2 protein-coding genes are annotated in these 2,353 nt (G+C 70.1%); one reads left to right on the top strand and one right to left on the bottom strand.

Translation table 11 applies throughout. The features are described 5' to 3' along the window. Nucleotides 1-139: 139 nt before the first annotated feature. Complete coding sequence (locus ABD194_RS21500) at nucleotides 140-928, top strand: trypsin-like serine protease (protein ID WP_343995336.1); 789 nt, start codon at nucleotides 140-142, stop codon at nucleotides 926-928. Between the two features lie 366 nt (nucleotides 929-1,294). Here the strand turns inward: ABD194_RS21500 and mgrA are convergent, their stop codons facing one another. Then, nucleotides 1,295-2,338 (bottom strand): L-glyceraldehyde 3-phosphate reductase, encoded by a 1,044-nt coding sequence (gene mgrA, locus ABD194_RS21495; protein WP_343995338.1) that lies wholly within the window; start codon nucleotides 2,336-2,338, stop codon nucleotides 1,295-1,297. Nucleotides 2,339-2,353 lie beyond the last annotated feature (15 nt).

The raw sequence follows: 2,353 nt of genomic DNA, 5'->3' as shown, positions 1-2,353 counted from the left end.
TGGAGCACGAGCGCAGTCCCCGCTGACCCGTTCCCAGCCTGCTCACGGGAAACAGTGACGCGGCTCACAGCCGCGGCTACGGTGGGCAGTCTCGGGGACCTTCGCGCCCACCCGGCGCCGAACGATAGGGGTCACTCACATGAAGAAGCTATGGCTCGCCGTCCTCGCCGCCCTCGGGCTGGCGCTCGGGGCGGCAGCGCCGGCCGGTGCCGTCACCGACGGCACCCTCGACGGCAACGGCCACCCGTACGTCGGGCTCATGGTCGCCAAGGACGCGTCGGGCACTCCTCTCTGGCGCTGCTCCGGAACCCTGCTCAGCCCCACCGTCTACCTCACGGCCGGTCACTGCACCGAGGCGCCGGCGGCGCACGTGGAGATCTGGTTCGCCGCGGACGTCCAGTCGGGGGTGCCCGCCAACGGCTACCCCACCAAGGGTGAGGTCAGCGGGACGCCGCACACCATCCCGTCCTACGACCCCGACGCCTTCTTCCTGCACGACGTCGGCGTCGTCGTCCTCGACCGCCCGATGGCGATGTCGACCTACGGCACGCTTCCCGGGCTCAACGAGCTCGACGCCCTCAAGCCCAGGCGCTCCACGACGTTCACCTCGGTGGGCTACGGCCTGCAGAAGGCCTTCCCGGACGCCGCGTCGTGGAAGGAGTCGGCCCTCAAGATCCGCATGGTCGCGCACCCGCACCTGCTCCAGGTCAACACCGGCTTCACCGGGCCGCAGTCGCTGCTGCTGTCCAACAACGCCAACACCGGCGGCACCTGCTTCGGCGACTCCGGCGGCCCGAACTTCCTCGGCAGCTCAAACGTCGTCGTGGGCGTGACGTCGTTCGGCATCAACCCGACGTGCGGCGGCACCGGCGGCGTCTTCCGCACCGACCGTGCCGACGTCCTGGCCTTCGTCAACGGCTACCTCTAGCCCCGCTGCGTCTGGGGCGTGCCACACGCTCGGATCCTGCTCCGTTCTGGGGGCGGAGCAGGATCCGAGTGCGCGGGCAGCGTCCCGCAGCCGTCAGACGCGCGGCCGCCAGCGCTTCCAGACCGCCGTGGCTGCAGCGCGCACCTTGCCGTCGAAGCACAGCTCGACCGCCACCGTCAGCTGCGGCTCGGCGGCCTCGGTCACGACGGCGTGCAGCTCGACCGTCTCGACGGGAGGTTCGGGTAGAGCCGCTCCTGGATGCTGAGCGTGACGTCGGCGTCAGCAGGGGTCTCCGGCATGTGCCCAACCTACAAGCGCCGACCGGGGCCACCACACGGCTGACGGCCCCGGTCGGGCGCTCCATGGTCAGTGGGCGCTCGAGGTCTTCCACAGGTTGATGCCGCCCTCGACGGCGTACTCGTCGATCTTCTCGAGCTCCTCGTCGGTGAAGTCGAGGTGGTCGAGCGAGCCGAGGCTGTCCTCGAGCTGGCCGACCGAGGAGGCGCCGATGAGCACCGACGTCACGCGCTGGTCGTGCAGCACCCAGGCCAGCGCCATCTGCGCGAGCGACTGCCCGCGCTCCTTCGCCATCTCGTTCAGGGCGCGGATGTGCTTCAGGTTCTGGTCGGTCAGCAGGTCGGTCGACAGGGACTTGCCCTGCGACGCGCGCGAGCCCTCCGGGACGCCGTCGAGGTACTTGTCCGTCAGCATGCCCTGCGCGAGCGGGGAGAAGGCGATGCAGCCGACGCCCTCCTCGCCGAGCACGTCGAGCAGGTCCTCCTCGACCCAGCGGTTGAGCATCGAGTAGCTCGGCTGGTGGATGAGCAGCGGCGTGCCCATGGAGCGCAGGATCTCGACCGCCTCGCGGGTGCGCGGACCCGAGTAGCTGGAGATGCCGGCATACAGCGCCCGTCCGGAGCGGACCGCGGTGTCGAGGGCGCCCATCGTCTCCTCGAGCGGCGTCGTCTCGTCGAAACGGTGGCTGTAGAAGATGTCGACGTAGTCGACCCCCATCCGCTCGAGCGACTGGTCGAGCGAGGACAGGACGTACTTGCGGCTGCCGCCGCCCTGGCCGTACGGGCCCGGCCACATGTCGTAGCCCGCCTTCGTCGACAGGATCAGCTCGTCGCGGTAGCGCTTGAAGTCCTGCGCGTAGATGGCGCCGAAGTTGCGCTCCGCGGAGCCGTAGGGCGGGCCGTAGTTGTTGGCCAGGTCGAAGTGCGTGACGCCGAGGTCGAACGCCCGGCGCAGCGTCGCCCGCTGGCGCTCGAGCGGCACGTCGTCGCCGAAGTTGTGCCACAGCCCGAGCGACACGGCCGGCAGGTCCAGGCCCGAGCGGCCGGTGCGGCGGTAGGTCATCGAGTCGTAGCGGCTGCGCGAGGCCTGGTAGTCGTCGGCGTGAAGAGTCATGCCGTCAGTCTTGCC

It is taken from the genome of Terrabacter terrae (genome assembly GCF_039529575.1).
Classification (GTDB): Bacteria; Actinomycetota; Actinomycetes; order Actinomycetales; family Dermatophilaceae; genus Terrabacter; species Terrabacter terrae.
Note: the sequence above shows the minus strand (reverse complement) of the source record. Positions and strands in the feature narration are given on the sequence as shown.

Bases quoted from the DNA above. Each gene is read 5' to 3' on its own strand.
- mgrA (WP_343995338.1), bottom strand. From the start codon at position 2,338: ATGACTCTTCACGCCGACGACTACCAGGCCTCGCGCAGCCGCTACGAC.
- ABD194_RS21500 (WP_343995336.1), top strand. From the start codon at position 140: ATGAAGAAGCTATGGCTCGCCGTCCTCGCCGCCCTCGGGCTGGCGCTC.